16 protein-coding genes are annotated in these 16,384 nt (G+C 62.9%); 5 read left to right on the forward strand and 11 right to left on the reverse strand.

What is annotated here, in order from left to right; all coding sequences use genetic code 11:
* Positions 1-137 precede the first annotated feature (137 nt).
* On the reverse strand, positions 138-1,241 hold the full coding sequence (gene recA / locus NKH54_RS17980) for a recombinase RecA (protein ID WP_023669117.1): 1,104 nt from the start codon (positions 1,239-1,241) through the stop codon (positions 138-140).
* A 282-nt stretch (positions 1,242-1,523) separates the two neighbouring features.
* Between recA and NKH54_RS17985 the strand changes: the two genes are divergently transcribed.
* Both NKH54_RS17985 and NKH54_RS17990 read left to right on the forward strand, forming a co-directional pair.
* The gene (locus NKH54_RS17985; RefSeq protein WP_023750770.1) at positions 1,524-2,468 is read left to right on the forward strand and encodes a carbohydrate kinase family protein; all 945 of its coding nucleotides are present in this window, start codon (positions 1,524-1,526) and stop codon (positions 2,466-2,468) included.
* A gap of 70 nt (positions 2,469-2,538) precedes the next feature.
* Positions 2,539-3,456, forward strand: a complete 918-nt coding sequence (locus NKH54_RS17990) for a pseudouridine-5'-phosphate glycosidase (protein ID WP_353028644.1) — start codon at positions 2,539-2,541, stop codon at positions 3,454-3,456.
* A gap of 203 nt (positions 3,457-3,659) precedes the next feature.
* Here the strand turns inward: NKH54_RS17990 and NKH54_RS17995 are convergent, their stop codons facing one another.
* A complete protein-coding gene (locus NKH54_RS17995) occupies positions 3,660-3,983 on the reverse strand; it encodes a TfoX/Sxy family protein (RefSeq protein WP_023669120.1) in 324 nt (107 codons plus the stop codon).
* Between the two features lie 83 nt (positions 3,984-4,066).
* Here NKH54_RS17995 and NKH54_RS18000 point away from each other — a divergent pair, with 83 nt between their 5' ends.
* Entirely contained in the window at positions 4,067-4,564 is a 498-nt protein-coding gene (locus NKH54_RS18000) for a GFA family protein (RefSeq protein WP_023697559.1), read from the forward strand.
* Positions 4,565-4,713: 149 nt separating this feature from the next.
* On the opposite strand, the gene sufA is transcribed toward NKH54_RS18000, so the two are convergent.
* From sufA to NKH54_RS18035, 7 genes are all read right to left on the reverse strand, one after another.
* Positions 4,714-5,094, reverse strand: a complete 381-nt coding sequence (sufA, locus tag NKH54_RS18005; RefSeq protein WP_013532156.1) for a Fe-S cluster assembly scaffold SufA — start codon at positions 5,092-5,094, stop codon at positions 4,714-4,716.
* Between the two features lie 105 nt (positions 5,095-5,199).
* On the reverse strand, positions 5,200-5,586 hold the full coding sequence (locus tag NKH54_RS18010) for an SUF system Fe-S cluster assembly protein (protein ID WP_023669122.1): 387 nt from the start codon (positions 5,584-5,586) through the stop codon (positions 5,200-5,202).
* Between the two features lie 21 nt (positions 5,587-5,607).
* The gene (locus tag NKH54_RS18015) at positions 5,608-6,849 is read right to left on the reverse strand and encodes a cysteine desulfurase (protein ID WP_023748560.1); all 1,242 of its coding nucleotides are present in this window, start codon (positions 6,847-6,849) and stop codon (positions 5,608-5,610) included.
* Between the two features lie 137 nt (positions 6,850-6,986).
* Positions 6,987-8,255, reverse strand: coding sequence for a Fe-S cluster assembly protein SufD (gene sufD, locus NKH54_RS18020; RefSeq protein ID WP_353028645.1), 1,269 nt, complete (start codon positions 8,253-8,255; stop codon positions 6,987-6,989).
* 40 nt (positions 8,256-8,295) lie between these two features.
* Positions 8,296-9,051 carry a Fe-S cluster assembly ATPase SufC gene (gene sufC / locus NKH54_RS18025; RefSeq protein ID WP_352500028.1) on the reverse strand — a complete coding sequence of 252 codons (756 nt, stop codon included), beginning with the start codon at positions 9,049-9,051 and terminating at the stop codon, positions 8,296-8,298.
* Between the two features lie 29 nt (positions 9,052-9,080).
* Positions 9,081-10,598, reverse strand: coding sequence for a Fe-S cluster assembly protein SufB (sufB, locus tag NKH54_RS18030; RefSeq protein WP_023706434.1), 1,518 nt, complete (start codon positions 10,596-10,598; stop codon positions 9,081-9,083).
* 187 nt (positions 10,599-10,785) lie between these two features.
* On the reverse strand, positions 10,786-11,949 hold the full coding sequence (locus NKH54_RS18035) for a cysteine desulfurase family protein (RefSeq protein WP_353028646.1): 1,164 nt from the start codon (positions 11,947-11,949) through the stop codon (positions 10,786-10,788).
* A 255-nt stretch (positions 11,950-12,204) separates the two neighbouring features.
* On the opposite strand from NKH54_RS18035, the gene NKH54_RS18040 reads away from it, so the two are divergent.
* Positions 12,205-12,879 carry an alpha/beta hydrolase gene (locus NKH54_RS18040; RefSeq protein WP_023669128.1) on the forward strand — a complete coding sequence of 225 codons (675 nt, stop codon included), beginning with the start codon at positions 12,205-12,207 and terminating at the stop codon, positions 12,877-12,879.
* 212 nt (positions 12,880-13,091) lie between these two features.
* Positions 13,092-13,739 (forward strand): FMN-binding negative transcriptional regulator, encoded by a 648-nt coding sequence (locus NKH54_RS18045; RefSeq protein WP_353028647.1) that lies wholly within the window; start codon positions 13,092-13,094, stop codon positions 13,737-13,739.
* A 30-nt stretch (positions 13,740-13,769) separates the two neighbouring features.
* On the opposite strand, the gene NKH54_RS18050 is transcribed toward NKH54_RS18045, so the two are convergent.
* Both NKH54_RS18050 and NKH54_RS18055 read right to left on the reverse strand, forming a co-directional pair.
* A complete protein-coding gene (locus NKH54_RS18050; RefSeq protein ID WP_353028648.1) occupies positions 13,770-14,510 on the reverse strand; it encodes a phosphatase PAP2 family protein in 741 nt (246 codons plus the stop codon).
* A 195-nt stretch (positions 14,511-14,705) separates the two neighbouring features.
* Positions 14,706-16,349 carry an ArnT family glycosyltransferase gene (locus NKH54_RS18055; RefSeq protein WP_353028649.1) on the reverse strand — a complete coding sequence of 548 codons (1,644 nt, stop codon included), beginning with the start codon at positions 16,347-16,349 and terminating at the stop codon, positions 14,706-14,708.
* Between the last annotated feature and the right edge of the window lie 35 nt (positions 16,350-16,384).

Raw genomic sequence — 16,384 nt, forward strand, 5'->3', positions numbered from 1 at the left:
TGCCAAGCCGGCTTCACGCTGCCCAAAAACGAAAACCGCCGGCGCGAAGGCCGGCGGTTTGAAACGCAATACTAAAGAACTCGGTTACTTAAGCATCGGATAATAGACCGGATTTATGGCCGAACTCTGGCCGTACCCTACATGGCGCCGGATTCTTCCTCGAAGCCGTCGTCGCTTTCACCGCGCTCGGGGCCGCCATTTTCGAGAAACTTCTCGGCGATCAGCCCGGCATTCTGCCTGAGTGCCAGTTCGATCTCACGCGCCGTGTCGGGATTGTCGCGCAGGAACAGTTTGGCGTTTTCGCGACCTTGGCCGAGACGCTGCGAATTGTAGGAGAACCAGGCGCCCGACTTCTCGACCACGCCGGCCTTGACGCCGAGGTCGACCAGTTCGCCGGTCTTGGAGACGCCCTCGCCATACATGATGTCGAACTCGACCACCTTGAAGGGCGGCGCCAGCTTGTTCTTGACCACCTTGACCCGGGTCTGGTTGCCGACGACCTCGTCGCGGTCCTTGACCGAGCCGATGCGGCGGATGTCGAGGCGCACCGAAGCGTAGAATTTCAGCGCGTTGCCGCCGGTCGTGGTTTCGGGCGAACCGAACATGACGCCGATCTTCATGCGGATCTGGTTGATGAAGATGACCATGGTGTTGGAGCGCGAGATCGAGGCGGTCAGCTTGCGCAGCGCCTGGCTCATCAGACGCGCCTGGAGACCGGGCAGAGAATCGCCCATCTCGCCTTCGATTTCGGCGCGCGGCGTCAGCGCCGCCACCGAATCGACGACCAGCACGTCGATGGCGCCTGAACGCACCAGCGTGTCGCATATTTCCAGCGCCTGCTCGCCGGTGTCCGGCTGCGAGATCAAGAGGTTTTCCAGATCGACGCCGAGCTTGCGGGCATAGACCGGATCGAGTGCGTGCTCGGCATCGACGAAGGCGCAGATACCGCCTTTCTTCTGGGCTTCGGCAACTGTGTGCAGCGCCAGTGTCGTCTTGCCCGAGCTTTCCGGCCCGTAGATCTCGACGATGCGGCCGCGCGGCAGGCCGCCGACGCCAAGCGCGATGTCGAGGCCCAGCGATCCGGTCGGCACGGTTTCGATCTCGACGACCTGCTCGTTGGCGCCAAGCCGCATGATCGAGCCCTTGCCGAAGGCGCGCTCGATTTGCGACAGCGCCGCGTCCAGAGCCTTTGATTTGTCCACCGCTTTGTCCTCTACAAGCCGCAAAGAATTCTGAGCCATGATACATCACCCCTTGGTCGTCAATGAAGGCCGGACAATCCGTAATCCCTGCCCATTTTGTACTACTTTTGTTCTCGTTTGGCAAGAGGGGTCAAATATCTGAAAAGCAATCTTTATCCGGATTTGTTCTTTTTTTGTCTCATGGTTTCGTTTCCGGATGTATCCACCATTGGGCCAGACGCGCCGGCTGTTTCGATCGGCCGAATCGCCGGCTTGCCTGCGAAGCTCCGCCGCACAGCGTAGCGCTTGTGTGGCTCGAATAACAAAGGTCATATCGCCGGCATGGTGAAATCAGCAAAGATACTGGCGGTGGGCGGCGCCCATATCGATCGCCGCGGCCAGGTGTCGGGCACGTACGTGCCCGCGGCGTCCAACCCCGGCACGATGCGCGAGGATGTCGGCGGCGGCGTCTTCAACGCGCTGCGCAGCCTGGTGCGGCGCGGCGTCTCGGCCTCGCTTTTGTCGGTGCGCGGCGGCGATGCCTCGGCCGAGACGGTTGCGCGCGCCATCGCCGACTCCGGCATTGCCGACCTGTCGGCGGTTTTCCTCGACCGCACGACGCCGAGCTACACCGCGCTGATCGACAGGGATGGCGAGCTGATCACCGGCTTTGCCGACATGGCGCTCTACGATTTGGCGTTCCCCAAGCAGATCCGCCGCTCCAAGGTGCGCGAGGTGGTCGCCGAGGCGGATGCGGTGCTCTGCGACGCCAATCTGCCATCAACGGCGCTGGAGCGGCTGGTGGGGGTCGCCGCCGGCAAGCCGGTGTTCGCCATTGCCATTTCGCCGGCCAAGGTGGTGCGGCTGATACCGGTGCTGAAGGAACTCGCGCAGGTCTTCATGAACCGGCGCGAGGCCATGGTGCTGGCCGGCGTCGATGCCAATGCCACCGAGCGCGAGACCGTCGACGGACTGCGCTGCAGCGGCCTCACCAGTGGCGTGGTGACGGCGGGCGACGGGCCGGTGCTGGGATTCGACGAAGCCGGCGCCTTCTCTATCCTGCCGCCGGCGCCGAGAAAAGTCGCCGACGTCACCGGCGCCGGCGACGCGCTGGCCGGCGCCACCATCGCTGCCCTGCTGCGCGGCCTGGCATTGCGCCAGGCCCTCCGCGAAGGCGTTGCCGCGGCGACGCTCGCCATCGAAAGTTCGGATGCCGTGCCGGCCTTCACCGCCGCGACCTTCACCGAGGCACTGGCTCTTGTGCCCGACGCGCAGGAAATGGCATGAGGGCGGCCAATTGCCATTGCCGGAGCGCGACGTCCAAGCGGACGCGCGGATCTCCGGATCGGAGACCATCATGACACCGCAAAGCGCCCGCCCCTTGATCGACCTCCACGCGCCCGTGGCCGAGGCGCTCGCCGCTGGCCGCCCGGTCGTGGCGCTGGAGAGCACCATCATCACCCATGGCATGCCTTACCCCCACAATGGCGCCATGGCCGCCAATGTCGAAAAGATAATCCTGGACAATGGCGCGGTGCCGGCGACGATCGCCGTGGTCGCCGGCCGCATCAAGATCGGACTGTCCGACGGCGAGCGCGAGTCGCTGGCCATGACCGGCGATGCCATGAAGCTGTCGCGCGCCGATCTCGGCTTTGCGGTGGCGCAAGGCCGCACCGGCGGCACCACGGTCGCCGCCACCATGATCGCCGCTGACATGGTCGGGATAAAGGTTTTCGCCACCGGCGGCATTGGCGGCGTCCACAAGGGCGCGGAAAAGAGCTTCGACATCTCGGCCGATCTCGACGAGTTGGCGCGCACGCCGGTCATCGTCGTCTCGGCCGGCGCCAAGGCGATTCTCGACATCGAAAAGACGCTGGAAGTGCTGGAGACGCGCGGCGTGCCGGTGATTGGCCATGGCTGCGAGACGATGCCGGCCTTCTGGTCGCGGCATTCGCCGTTCCGCGCGCCGCTGACCCTGCACAGACCGGAAGAGATCGCGCATTTCTACAAGACCAGGGCGGCACTTGGCCTGGTCGGCGGCATGCTGATCGCCAACCCGGTGCCGCAGGACGATGAAATCCCGGCCGACGAGATGGCCGGCTATATCGAGGCCGCGCAGAAGGCGGCGGAAGTGCAGAATGTGACCGGTAAGGCGGTGACGCCGTTCCTGCTGGGCAAAATCCTCGAACTGACCGGCGGCCGGAGCTTGAAGACCAACATCGCGCTGGTCGAGAACAATGCGCGGCTGGCGGCGAGGATTGCGACGGCGCTGTAGGATCGCCTACGTCGGCGGGACAGCACCCCCCTCTGGCCTGCCGGCCATCTCCCCCGCAAGGAGGGAGATTAACAGCTTAGCCGCAGGCTCCCATTTTCAACGTTGGTGATTAGCGAAGGCCAATGTGACAACTGATCTCCCCCCTTGCGGGGGAGATGTCCGGCAGGACAGAGGGGGGTGGGAAGAAACGCGGCGGTCCCGGTTCACTTCCCCGCCCTTCGTCCCGCCTCATACGCCCGGCGCGCCCACACCCTCATCTCGTCAGGATCATCAAACGCGTCGTCGGGAATGCTCCAGTACGGCATCGCGACCAGCTTGCCGTGGCGGGTGCCGGTATAGGTCCATTGCTTGCAGCCGGCGGCTTCGAAGTCGGGCGCGCTTTGCTCGTCAGCCTTGAGCAGCAATTCGCCGCGCAGCACGATGGCGACGATGACGCCGTCGAAATAGATACCCTTGCCGCCGAACAGTTTTCGGATACTGACCGGGCCGAGGCCTTCGAACAGTTCTTCGATGCGTTCATTGTCCATGCCGCAATCATGTCACCGGGCTTGCCATGGCTGCAACCAAAAACCATGCTGGCAAGTTGAGAGCCATCCGTCGGAGTTCTGTCATGCCGCTGCTGCTCAAGGGATCCTGCCGCTGCGATGCCGTCCATTTCGAGGTGGAGAGCAACACGCCGGTGCCGTTCATGCTGTGCTACTGCTCGATCTGCCGCAAGCAGCAGGGCGGCGGCGGCTTCGCCATCAATCTCGGCGCCGATTACAAGACGCTGAAAATCAAGGGCAAGCGCAATCTCGGCGTCTACCAGGCCGAGATCGCGGACGACGAGCATCCAAAGTGCGAGATTTCGACGGGCGAGCGCAATTTCTGCAAGAAGTGCGGTTCGGCGCTCTGGCTCTACGATCCGACATGGCCGGACCTGGTCCACCCCTTCGCCTCGGCAATCGACAGCGAGTTGCCGAAACCGCCGGAGAAGGTGCATCTGATGTTGAAATACAAGGCGAGTTGGGTCGAGCCGGTGATCGGCAAAAAGGACAAGGTCTTCGACGTCTATCCCGAGGAATCGATCGCCGACTGGCACAAGCGGACGAAGATGTGGGTGAAGTAAGCAGGGAGGCGCGGAGCGCGACTTCCGATGGTCAGCGCTGCCCCTCATCCGGCCCTTCGGGCCGTTCGTCATTCGAAAAGCCAAGCAATTGGCTTTTCGCCCGCTGCGCGGACCATTCCTCACCTCCCCGTGAACGGGGAGAAGGAAGATCAGGCCGAAGCGCGCGCCTCAGCCAGCGCCTTCAGGTCGGCGGGCTTCAGTTCGACGGATTCGCCGCAGCCGCAGGCCGAACTCTGGTTCGGGTTGTGGAAGGTGAAGCCGGTGCGCAGCGTGGTCTGCTCGAAATCCATCTCGGTGCCGAACAGGAAAAGGGCAGCCTCGGGCGCGACATAGACATGCGCGCCGTCGCGTTCGATATGGTCGTCCTTGGTATTGGGCTCGGTCACCAGGTCGACCGTGTATTCCATGCCGGCGCAGCCGCCCTTCTTGATGCCGAGGCGAATGCCATGCGCATTGTCGCGCGTGGCGACGATCTCGCGCACCCGGTCGGCGGCCTTTTCGGTCATCGTGATGACGGCGAAGCGTCCCATTCTTTTTCCTCTTCCATTCCATGCAGGTTCAAGGCCTGCCGAATGATTCCTCACCTAAAATGGTGAAGTTTTACCACTGGTGCAAGTGCACCAACCTCAGTCAACCTAGTACCAGCCCACCGCCACCTGCGCCTCTTCCGACATGCGGTCGGGCGACCAGGGCGGGTCGAAGGTCATGTTGACCTCGACGCCGGAGACGCCTTCAACGGCGCCGACGGCGTTTTCCACCCAGCCGGGCATTTCGCCGGCCACCGGACAGCCGGGCGCGGTCAGCGTCATGTCGATCTTGACCGCGCGGTTGTCCTCGATGTCGATCTTGTAGATGAGGCCGAGCTCATAGATGTCGGCCGGTATTTCCGGGTCATAAACCGTCTTCAGCGCCGAGACGATGTCGTCGGTCAGCCGCGCCAGCTCGTCGGCGGGAATGGCCGAGGCGGAAACCAGCGGATTGACGGCCGCTTCCGGCGCGGTGGTGTGGCTCGCATCATCCATGGTCGTCATCCAAAGAACCTGTCACCCGAAGAACTTGCGCGCTTTTTCCAGCGCATCGGCCAAAGCGTCGACTTCGGCCCTGGTATTATACATGCCGAACGATGCCCTGCATGTGGAGGTTACGCCAAAGCGTTTCAACAGCGGCTGGGCGCAATGGGTGCCCGCGCGGACGGCAACACCTTGCCTGTCTATCACCATCGACACGTCATGGGCATGAATGCCCTGCAATTCGAAGGAAATGATGGCGCCCTTGTCCGGCGCGTCGCCGAAGATGCGCAGCGAGTTGATGGCGCGCAGCCGCTCGTGCGCGTAGGTCTTGAGGTCGGCCTCGTGCGCGGCGATGCGCTCGCGGCCGATCTTTTCCATGTATTCCAATGCTGCACCCAGCCCGATCGCCTGGACGATCGGCGGCGTGCCGGCCTCGAAGCGGTGCGGCGGCTCGTTGTAGGTGACGACGTCTTCCGTCACTTCCTCGATCATCTCGCCGCCGCCCATGAAAGGGCGCATGGCCGAGAGAATATCCTTCTTGCCGTAGAGCACGCCGATGCCGGAGGGCCCGTAGACCTTGTGGCCGGTGAAGACGAAGAAATCGCAATCGAGGTCCTGGACGTCGATCGGCATGTGCACGGCGCTCTGGCTGCCGTCGACAAGTACGGGAATTCCACGCGAATGCGCGATGCGCACGATCTCCTTGATCGGCGTCACCGTGCCCAGCGCGTTCGACATATGCGTGATGGCGACGAGCTTGGTCTTGTCGGTCAGGCGCTTTTCGAATTCCTCGATGCGGAAGATGCCGAGATCGTCGACCGGCACCCAGACCAGCTTGGCGCCCTGCCGCTCCCGGATGAAATGCCACGGCACGATGTTGGAGTGGTGCTCCATGATCGACAGAACGATCTCGTCGCCCGCGCCGATATTGGGCATGCCATAGCCGTAAGCGACGGTGTTGATCGCCGCGGTCGTGTTCGAGGTGAATACGATGTTGTCGGTGCTTGGCGCGTTGAGGAAGCGGCGCACCGTCTCGCGCGCCTTCTCGTAGGCGTCGGTCGCGGCATTGGACAGGAAATGCAGGCCGCGATGGACGTTGGCGTATTCCTGGGAATAGGCGTGCTGGATCGTATCCAGCACCACCTGCGGCTTCTGTGCCGAGGCGCCATTGTCGAGATAGACCAGCGGTTTGCCGTAGACTTCGCGCGACAGGATCGGGAAGTCGCGGCGGATCGCCTCGACGTCGTAGGGGGTGGTTTCGAGTTTCTGGTCCATTACAAGCTCTCTTGAGGCAACGCCTCACTCCGTCACTCGCCCCTCATCCGACCGAGCTTCGCTCGGCCACCGCCCGGGGCGAGTCACTTGCCTCGCCCGTCCTTCGGACCCCACAAGGGGAGAAGGGAAAGAGGTGCTTACCCATGGGCCACGAACCAGTCGTCCAGCCTTGTTTCCAGGGCCTCGACGATGGTTTCGTCGTCCAGTTCCTCGATCACTTCGGCGACGAACGCCTTGACCAGCAGGCCACGGGCGCTCTTCTCGTCGATGCCGCGCGCCATCAGGTAGAACAGATGGTTGTGGTCGATCTCGGTAACGGTCGCGCCGTGGCCGCAGATGACGTCGTCGGCGAAGATTTCCAGCTCCGGCTTGGTCGAGAACTCGCCATCATCCGACAAAAGCAGCGTGTTGCAGGCCATCTTAGCGTTGGTCTTCTGCGCGTATTGGTGGACGTTGATGCGGCCCTGGAAGACGCCGCGCGCCTTGCCGGTCACCACATTGCGGATCACTTCCGTCGATGTCGTATGCGGCACGGCATGGTCGAGCACCATGGTCACGTCGGTGTGGGTGTCGCCGGCCAGAAGGTTGATGCCGCGCAATTTGAAATCGGCGCCTTCGCCCGTGGTCTTCACCACGATCTCCTGGCGCACAAGCTTGCCGCCGGCATTCATGAAGAACAGCGTCAGCTTCGAATTCTTGCCGAGATGCGCCTTGAACTGCGCCAGATGGGTGGCCGTTTCCGGCTGTTCCTGGATGATCAGCCAGGTCACCTCGGCGCCCTCGCCCAACACCAGCTGGCTGACGGAGCTGGCCAGAGCCGCGCCCTCGCCCGCCTGACGCTCGACGATCGCAGCCTTGGCGCCGGCGCCGACACGCACGGGAAAGCGCACATGGGTCTGTCCGCCGGCTTGCAGGTTCTGCAATTCGATCGGCTTCTCCAGTGCTGCGCCATCGGCGATGTCGACGAAATAGCCGTCGGCGACGAAAGCAGTGTTCAGCGCGCCGATGGCGTCATCGCTGCCATAGGGGTCGAGGCCGGGCGCAATCGAGCCATCGGTCAGCTTTTCCGACAGGCGCTGAATCATCACGCCCTCGATCGCGGGGAATTTCGCACTCGAGACGCCGTTCAGAACCGCCAGCACGGCGGAACCTTCGACGATGGGCGCCAGCCCCTTGGCGGCGGCCGTCGGATCGAACGCCGGCACCGCAGTCAACAGCCGGCGCAGGTCAGTGTAATGCCAGGATTCGATGCGCCGCGTCGGCAGGCCGTGCTTGATCGCCTCGATGGCGTCGTCGCGCTTCAGCATCACCGCGCCGTCGCCCGGCAGCAGCGACAGCCGCTCGCCGAAAGCGTCGATCAACGCCGTTTCAGCCTGGGTGCGCTGGGGTGGCGAATGCATGTTCATAAGCTTGGCCCTGTCTTTTGGTACAAAATGACCTGGCATCTCACGCGGCTTCGCCGATCACGCCGGCATAGCCATTGGCTTCGAGATCGAGCGCCAGCGACTTGTCGCCGGACTTGATCACCTGGCCCTTGTATAGGACGTGCACGCTATCGGGCACGATGTGCTCGAGCAGGCGCTGGTAGTGGGTGATGACGATGATGGCACGGTCGGGCGAACGCAGCGCGTTGACGCCGTCAGAGACGATCTTCAGTGCGTCGATGTCGAGGCCGGAATCGGTCTCGTCGAGCACGCAAAGTTTTGGCTCCAGCAGCTTCATCTGCAGGATCTCGGCGCGCTTCTTCTCGCCGCCGGAAAAGCCGACATTGAGCGGCCGCTTCAGCATCGCCATCTCCATCGAGAGCGAGGCTGCCGCCTCTTTCACCCGCTTCAAAAATTCCGGAATTTTTAGCGGCTCCTCGCCGCGCGCCTTGCGCTGCTCGTTCATCGCCACCTTCAGGAATTCCATGGTCGCGACACCCGGTATCTCCATCGGATACTGGAAGGCGAGGAAGATGCCCGCGGTGGCGCGCTCGGCCGGGTCCATTTCGAGGATCGACTGGCCGTTATAGAGGATGTCGCCTTCGGTGACCTCATAGTCCTCGCGGCCGGCGAGGATGTAGGACAGCGTCGATTTGCCCGAGCCGTTCGGGCCCATGATGGCGGCGACCTCGCCGTTTTTCACCGTCAGGTTCAGGCCGCGGATGATCTCGGTGCCGTCATCGACGATGCGGGCATGCAGATTCTTGATCTCAAGCATTTTTTCTTTCCTGGATATATATTGTCCGGTCAGCCGACCGAGCCCTCGAGGCTGATGCCGATAAGCTTCTGCGCTTCGACCGCGAACTCCATCGGCAGCTGCTGGATAACATCCTTGACGAAGCCGTTGACGATCAGCGCGATCGCCTCTTCCTCGGGAATGCCGCGCTGCATGACGTAGAATTTCTGGTCCTCGGAAATCTTCGACGTCGTCGCTTCGTGCTCGAACTGCGCCGTCGAATTCTTGGCTTCCATGTAGGGCACGGTGTGGGCGCCGCACTGGTCGCCGATCAGGAGACTATCGCAATTGGTGAAGTTGCGGGCGTTGGTCGCCTTGCGATGCGCCGAGACCTGGCCGCGATAGGTGTTCTGCGAGAAGCCGGCGGCAATGCCCTTGGAGATGATGCGGCTCGACGTGTTCTTGCCGAGATGGATCATCTTGGTGCCGCTATCGACCTGCTGGTAGCCGTTCGACACGGCGATCGAATAGAACTCGCCGGAGGAATCGTCGCCGCGCAGGATGCAGCTCGGATATTTCCAGGTGATCGCCGAACCGGTCTCGACCTGTGTCCACGAGATCTTCGAACGGTGGCCGCGGCAGTCGCCGCGCTTGGTGACGAAATTGTAGATGCCGCCCTTGCCCTCGGCATCGCCGGGGTACCAGTTCTGCACCGTCGAATATTTGATCTCGGCATCGTCGAGCGCCACCAGTTCGACGACGGCGGCATGCAGCTGGTTCTCGTCGCGCTGCGGCGCCGTGCAGCCTTCGAGATAGGAGACGTAAGCCCCCTCCTCGGCGATGATCAGCGTGCGCTCGAACTGGCCGGTGTTCTTCTCGTTCATGCGGAAATAGGTCGACAGCTCCATCGGGCAGCGCACGCCCTTGGGCACGAAGACGAACGAGCCGTCGGTGAAGACAGCCGAATTCAGCGTGGCGTAGAAATTGTCGGATGTCGGCACGACCGAGCCGAGATATTTCTGCACCAGCTCCGGATGCTCGCGGATGGCTTCCGAGATCGAGCAGAAGATGACGCCGGCCTGCGCCAGTTCCTTCTTGAACGTGGTGACGACGGAAACGGAATCAAACACCGCGTCGACCGCGACACGGCCCGATTTGTAGACGTTGTCGCTGGGCTCCTCGAGATCGGAGACGTCGGTTTTCTGCACGCCGGCGAGGATTTCTTGTTCCCGCAGCGGAATGCCGAGCTTCTCGTAGACCTTCAACAGCTCGGGATCGACGTCGCTCAGCGAGGTCGGGCCGGGCGTGCTCTTGGGCGCCGCGTAGTAATAGAGGTCCTGAAAGTCGATCTTCGGATAATGGACGCGCGCCCAGGTCGGCTCTTCCAGCGTCAGCCAGCGCCGATAGGCTTCCAGACGCCATTCCAGCATCCAGGACGGTTCATCCTTCTTGGCCGAGATGAAGCGAATAATGTCTTCGCTCAGGCCCTTGGGGGCCTTGTCCATCGCGATCTCTGTCTGGAATCCGTATTTGTACTGGTCGACGTCGATCTTTCGGACCCGATCGATCGTGTCCTGCACAGCAGGCATAAGCGTTCTCCATCCACGCCGGGGTCAAGGCCCGACAGTTTTCAAACTATGGCATCGCCGAGGGCTGCCCATGAGGCGCCGAAGGCGGCGTAAGTTTCATATAGTGCGTCTCGGCCGGGAATTCACCCGGCCACTTGCAAACGCACGGCTCTACCAGGCCGCGAGGCCTGAATTCTTTGTCGCCGCCTCAGGCGGCTTGTTCCCTGCCCGCCCGGCGCTGGGCAATACCGGCCAGCGCAGCACGGAACAGTTCGATATCCCCGGCACTCGTTGCGTGGCCGATGGACACGCGCAAAGCGCCCAGGCTGTCGCCGTAACCCATGGCTTTCAGCACATGGCTCGGCCCGACCTTGCCCGACGAACAGGCCGATCCCGCCGACAGCGCAACGCCGGCCAGATCGAACGCGATCTGCGCCGTCTCGGCCTTCACGCCGGGAATAGCGAAGAATGTCGTGTTGGCAAGCCTTGGCGCGCCGGATCCGAAGATTTCTGCGTCCGGCACCAGTGTTTTGATGATGGTTTCGACTTCGTCGCGGCGGTGCGCAAGCGTATCGACATGGTTCAGTCCGGCCAAAGCCTGCCGCGCCGCAGCGCCAAAGCCGGCGATGGCCGCCAAGTTTTCGGTGCCGCCGCGATGGCCCCTTTCCTGGCCGCCGCCATTGATCAGCGGCTTCGGCATCATCAGATCGGCTGCCGCAACGATGGCACCGACGCCCTTGGGGCCGCCGATCTTGTGCGAAGACAGAATCAAATAGTCGGCGTAAGCCGCTGACATGTCGATGGGAACGCGGCCCGCAGCCTGCACCGCGTCGACCACCAGAATGCCGCCCGCCGCCTTGACGATTGCAGCGATTGCCTCGATCGGCTGGATGACGCCGGTCTCGTTGTTGGCGGCATGGATCGCGACCAACGGCAGGCCTTCGGCCTTGTCATGCGCGGCCAGAGCGGCTGTCAGCTGAGCGAGGTCGGCAATGCCATCGGCGTCGACGCCGATCCGCGAAACCTGTGTTGCCGGGAAGCGGCCGCCGTTCAACAGGCAAGGGTGGTCGGCCTCGCAGACATAGAGCCGGCTCATGCGCACCGTGACACGGCCCATCCGCCAATCCGGCGTCAGCAGCGTCGATGCGGCTTCCGTCGCGCCCGAGGTGAAGACGACATGCTCGGCCTTGGCGCCGACAAGTGCCGCCACATCGCGCCGGGCAGTGTCGATCAAGCGCCGCGCCGCGCGCCCCTCGGCATGCACCGACGACGGATTGGCGACGAGATCGAGCGCGGCAATCATCGCCTCGCGCGCCTCGGCAATGAGCGGCGCGCTGGCATTGTAGTCGAGATAGGCGCGTGCTGCGGCCATTTTCACCCAATCGATCCCGTCAAGACCCTTTCCGCAAGGATAGCGCGTTATTTCCTTGAAATTGCAAGGCAAGACGTCCTATTTACGCGGCTTGCGGCGAGGATGGCCGGGCCGTCACGGCTGGCTATCCAGTTTTGAACAATTCTAAACTAGCTTCTAAGAAGACGCTTGCCCTGCGTCAAGGCCCGGAAGGGCTGGGGCTGGAGTAAGAATTGTTCCGGGCGCCGCGCATTCGTATGCCATTTGGAGTATTTCATGCCTGAGGTCATTTTCACCGGTCCGGCCGGCCGCCTGGAGGGCCGCTACCAGCCTTCCAAGGAGAAGAGCGCGCCGATTGCCATCGTGTTGCATCCGCATCCGCAATTCGGCGGCACGATGAACAACAAGATCGTCTATGACCTCTTCTACATGTTCCAGAAGCGCGATTTCACCACGCTTCGCTTCAACTTCCGCGGCATCGGCCGCAGCCAGGGCGAATTCGACCACGGCACCGGCGAATTGTCGGATGCCGCCGCAGCGCTCGACTGGGTGCAGTCGCTGCATCCGGATTCCAAGAGCTGCTGGGTGGCCGGTTATTCCTTCGGCTCCTGGATCGGCATGCAGCTTCTGATGCGCCGGCCCGAGATCGAGGGCTTCATCTCGATCGCGCCGCAGCCCAACACCTATGATTTCTCGTTCCTGGCGCCCTGCCCGTCATCGGGTCTGATCATCCATGGCGATGCCGACAAGGTGGCGCCGCCCAAGGATGTGCAGGGCCTGGTCGACAAGCTGCACACGCAAAAGGGCATCACCATCACGCAGAAGACCTTGCCAGGCGCCAACCACTTCTTCGCCAACGACGCCGATCTGCTGCTCGAGGAATGCGCCGACTATCTCGACCGACGGCTGGCCGGCGAATTGTCCGATCCGCGGCCGAAGCGGCTGCGCTAAGAGCAATTCCAGGAAAAGTGTAAACGGGTTTTCCGTCCGGAATTGCGTCAAAACAAAAACTCCCGGTCCGATGCCGTCACAGTCGTGCCCATCCTGGGCGCGACAATGCCATTTCGGCTGGTCCAAACGGTGAAGCCAGCCTGACATGTGGCGCGGCTCGGCTGAACGGTGCACAATGCCGGTTCAGCCAGGGCAAGAAGGCATGACCGATCATGTACCAGCCTCCCCATTTCCAGGAAACGCGGCCGGACGTCCTGCACGGGCTGATCCGGACGCATCCGCTGGGGTTGCTGATCTCCAACGGCACCGATGGCCCGGTCGCCAATGCCATTCCTTTCCTGCTTGATGCAGAGGTTCGGCCGAATGGCCGGCTGCGCGCCCATCTGGCCAGGGCCAACCCGCAATGGCGTCAGCTGGCCGACAATCCGACATCGCCGGTGCTGGTCGTCTTCCAGGGCGCCGACGCCTATGTGACGCCGTCCTGGTACGAGACCAAGCGCGAGACGGGCAAGGTCGTGCCGACCTGGAACTACGCCATTGTCCAGGTGCGAGGAACCGTCAGAGTGATCGAGGATTCCGCCTGGATCGCACAGCAGATCACCGAGCTGACGCTGTCGCAGGAAGGCGCCCGCGAGGCACCCTGGGCGGTGACCGATGCGCCGCCGACCTTCATCCAGTCGCAAATCAAGGGCATTGTCGGGCTTGAGATCGAGATCGCCGAAATCAGCGGCAAGTGGAAAGTCAGCCAGAACCGGCCTGTCGCCGACCGCGTCGGTGTCGCCGAAGGGCTGGAGAAGGACGCCGCCAGCGCGCCCGACATGGCTCGGCTGGTGCGGAGCTGGGGTGGCATCGACAGCTAGCTGGGGTGGTCTTAGATGGTTCCAAAGGCGTCAGCAATTCAGTTGCTTGCCGGCGCTGCTCCAATGCGGAAATTCGTCTTGTCTCGGCGCATCGTTTTGGTTTGGTTTGCGAGCCCGACGGAATAGGCGGAACGTAGTTTTTGCCACCGGCAACCCCGACGCCGTGTAGCGGAAGATACATCCCAGCCGGCCAAGCACCATCGCGCAGACGATGGCAACAGCACAGCCAAGGCCGAATCCGGCGACAGTGTCGCTCGGATAGTGCGCGCCGATAAAGATCCGGGTCGATGCGACCGACAAGGTTGCAGCCAGCAGCACCCATCTACGCTGGGGCAACAACAGCAGCGCAATGCCGAAAATGACACCCATGGTCGTGGCATGGCCGGACGGGAAGCTGGCAAAGCGCGCCTCCATGGAAAAAGGATGCAGCGACAGATCGCCGAGCTTGTCGAAATTCATCGGCCTGGCTCTGCCCACGCCATATTTCAGCACGTTGACGACCATGGCCGAGAGTGCGATCGAACCCAGCACCATGAAGGCAAAGCAGGTCCAGTTGTAGAAGGTCATCCGCGCGCGCCGGGAAAGGCTGCGCCAATCCGCCAGATTCGCGGCAATCAGCACCAGTACCGACGGGACAAGATACCAGCCGCCGAGGCCGAAGAAGGTAAAAAACGCGGCGATGCGAAAGACATTGGTCGGGCCTGAAGCCCACTGCCTCGCCATGGTGCCCGCAAGATGGTCGAAACGGAGCGACACCGCGACCGTCAGCAAAAGCCAGGCCACGACCCAGACCGACCACAGGATTTTCGGGTAGCGCGCCGGGCGCGTCGCCAGGCGATGCCGTACAATCCCGAAAGTATCGCGGAAATTATCGACAGACTGCCGGAGCATGGCAGGCATAGCGGCACGCGCCGGTGATGGCGACTTCGTCAACATGCGGAGCTCGGCGCGATCATTGAAGAGGTATCAGTTCGCCACACGGTACAGGCCGAGCGACAGTTTATCACCTGACGAATAGTTGATGCCGTCGATCTCGGCGACGCGGCTGGCCTTCTTGCCTTGCCCTGCCAGCAGGTCATCCAGCCGTTTTTGATCGCCGACCGGCGCCAGGCCCAGCGCGCAGGCCGGATCGCCAAGCAGATGTTGCGCAACCCCGTCGACATCGGTCAGTACCGTCTTTGTGCCCACCAGAAATACCAGGCTCGGTTCGTGATATTGCGCGGAGGCGAGCACGCTCATCTCACACGGACGATCGGCGCGAACCGCAGCCTCGATTTCCCGGCTCATCCAAATCGGTTTCAGTGACGGCACGATGACACCGAACAGCAGGGCGTAGGTTATACCGGCGCAAACCGCAGCCCCGCCGATGCGGACCAGCGGCACCAGCGTCTGGCGCGAAACAGCGAGGTAGCCGGCGCCCAATGCTGCCGCGGCGGCCGGAACGCTCCACCATGAAAATGTCTTCATGAGATAGATCGGCGCACCGACGCAAAGCACGGCGAGACCGACTGTCACCAGAACGGTGCCGAATGCGGTCGCCCACCACAGCCATGTCTGCCAGCGCCTGAGCGGCGCATTTGCCTCTTGCGGTGTCAGCGTCAAAAGCCAGGCGATGAGCAGGGCCATGCCGGGATAGGCCGGCAGCACATAATGCGGCAGTTTCGTCGGGATCAATTCGAAGACGAGCCAGAACGGAACGTACCAGGCGAGGCAGAAACGCAGGCGCGGATCGTCGCGCAATCGGTTGAGCGCCTGCAGTCCGGCGCCGAGCGCCACAAGGCCGAACGGCCACATGAACAGGCAATAGGTCAGCACGTAGAAGCCCGGCGGAACGCCGTGCGACTCCTCGCCTTGCGCGACCTTGCTGAGCATATCCTCGCCGACGGCCTGCTGCAGGAAGGCGCCGTTGCTCTTCCAGGTGATGAGGGCGAGCCAGGGCAGCACGATCAACAGCACCAGAATCAGCCCACGCCCGGCTTTCAGCCTCGCCAGCCAGCGCCAGTCGCGCTCGAAGGCAACCAGCGTGAGCACCGTCAGCGCCGACAGCAGCGGTGCAATCGGCCCCTTGATGAGGATCGCCGCGCCCTGCGCAGCCCAGAAAATCCACGGCAGATGGCCGGCGACCGGCTCGTTGCGGCGCGATGCCAGATAAATCTGCGCCAGCGCGCCTTGCGCCAGAACGCAGCAGGCAAGCAGCATCGCGTCGGTTTTGGCGTCGCGGCCTTCGAAGGCGGTGGCGAAAATCGCCGCCATGACCAGGCCGGCAGCAAGACCGGCATTGGCGCCGAACAGATTGGCCCCGGTCCAGGCGATTGCGACGACGGCGATGGCGATGCCCAGCGCCGAGACCAGCCGGTAAATCCAGATCGGCGCCTGTGCCCCCTCGCCGCTCAGCGTCACCGCCGCCGATTGCAGCCAGTAGATGCCGATCGGCTTTTGGTAGCGCGACGCGTCCTGGAAGCGGATGTCGACATAGTCGCCGGTCTCCGTCATCTGCTTGGTCGCCTGGACGAAGCGCGGCTCGTCGCGGTCGAGCGGCGGCAAAGAGGCCAGTCCCGACGCCGTCATCATCAGGCTGAACAGGAAGAGAAAGATGTAGTTCCTGCTCATTTCGACACCGGACAGACTGAATTTGGCGGGACTGG

This window comes from Mesorhizobium sp. M1004, from assembly GCF_040318795.1.
Taxonomy (GTDB): domain Bacteria; phylum Pseudomonadota; class Alphaproteobacteria; order Rhizobiales; family Rhizobiaceae; genus Mesorhizobium.

Bases quoted from the DNA above. Each gene is read 5' to 3' on its own strand.
- recA (WP_023669117.1), bottom strand. From the start codon at position 1,241: ATGGCTCAGAATTCTTTGCGGCTTGTAGAGGACAAAGCGGTGGACAAA.
- NKH54_RS17985 (WP_023750770.1), top strand. From the start codon at position 1,524: ATGGTGAAATCAGCAAAGATACTGGCGGTGGGCGGCGCCCATATCGAT.
- NKH54_RS17990 (WP_353028644.1), top strand. From the start codon at position 2,539: ATGACACCGCAAAGCGCCCGCCCCTTGATCGACCTCCACGCGCCCGTG.
- NKH54_RS17995 (WP_023669120.1), bottom strand. From the start codon at position 3,983: ATGGACAATGAACGCATCGAAGAACTGTTCGAAGGCCTCGGCCCGGTC.
- NKH54_RS18000 (WP_023697559.1), top strand. From the start codon at position 4,067: ATGCCGCTGCTGCTCAAGGGATCCTGCCGCTGCGATGCCGTCCATTTC.
- sufA (WP_013532156.1), bottom strand. From the start codon at position 5,094: ATGGGACGCTTCGCCGTCATCACGATGACCGAAAAGGCCGCCGACCGG.
- NKH54_RS18010 (WP_023669122.1), bottom strand. From the start codon at position 5,586: ATGGATGATGCGAGCCACACCACCGCGCCGGAAGCGGCCGTCAATCCG.
- NKH54_RS18015 (WP_023748560.1), bottom strand. From the start codon at position 6,849: ATGGACCAGAAACTCGAAACCACCCCCTACGACGTCGAGGCGATCCGC.
- sufD (WP_353028645.1), bottom strand. From the start codon at position 8,255: ATGAACATGCATTCGCCACCCCAGCGCACCCAGGCTGAAACGGCGTTG.
- sufC (WP_352500028.1), bottom strand. From the start codon at position 9,051: ATGCTTGAGATCAAGAATCTGCATGCCCGCATCGTCGATGACGGCACC.
- sufB (WP_023706434.1), bottom strand. From the start codon at position 10,598: ATGCCTGCTGTGCAGGACACGATCGATCGGGTCCGAAAGATCGACGTC.
- NKH54_RS18035 (WP_353028646.1), bottom strand. From the start codon at position 11,949: ATGGCCGCAGCACGCGCCTATCTCGACTACAATGCCAGCGCGCCGCTC.
- NKH54_RS18040 (WP_023669128.1), top strand. From the start codon at position 12,205: ATGCCTGAGGTCATTTTCACCGGTCCGGCCGGCCGCCTGGAGGGCCGC.
- NKH54_RS18045 (WP_353028647.1), top strand. From the start codon at position 13,092: ATGTACCAGCCTCCCCATTTCCAGGAAACGCGGCCGGACGTCCTGCAC.
- NKH54_RS18055 (WP_353028649.1), bottom strand. From the start codon at position 16,349: ATGAGCAGGAACTACATCTTTCTCTTCCTGTTCAGCCTGATGATGACG.